Genomic DNA, 557 nt, shown 5'->3' with positions numbered 1-557 from the left:
GCTGACTGTTTGTGATCCAGCTTGGCCAGTTCCTCCTGGATCTTGAGGTCCACGTATTCACGGGTGGCCAGCACCACCGCCGGGTCGATCTTCAGCACGATGTTTGCCGAGCTGCTGACGATGAAGTTCATCCGCACCACTTGGGTCTTGCCCGTGCCTTGGGCCAACAACGGTTTATAGCTCGGCGCACAGTTGGCCACCGCCACCAGATCACCGTCGACGTCGTACAGGCCGATCTCGCGAATCCACTCACCGCCGACTTCCGGCGGAATGATCTGTTCGGTGATCACCGTGTTGGGGTTGGCTGGATCGACGCGGATCTGGTTGATCGGCGCCCGGCGCCATTCGTTGATCAACTGGGTCTGCAGGCGATCGGGAATCGGGTCGGTGCCGTTGGCATCGCCCAGGCCCATCTCGGTGAACATCCAGTCCAGGCCCAAGGCAATGGCATTGGCGTGCTTGGCTTCACCGACCGCCGTGAGAATGGCAAAAAACTGACTGGTCTTATCAATCATAGGGATAAACGTCCAAAGTATCGGTTTCATCGACGCAGAGCG

1 protein-coding gene is annotated in these 557 nt (G+C 58.7%); it reads right to left on the bottom strand.

Annotation, left to right across the window (positions count from 1 at the left end):
* Nucleotides 1–515: phage tail protein (locus AC1DWM_RS30210; RefSeq protein ID WP_477796908.1), on the bottom strand; the 515-nt coding region annotated here is incomplete at its 3' end.
* Between the last annotated feature and the right edge of the window lie 42 nt (nt 516–557).

This window comes from Pseudomonas sp. P4_C8, assembly GCF_056401975.1.
This window is presented reverse-complemented; position numbering and strand designations above follow the sequence as displayed.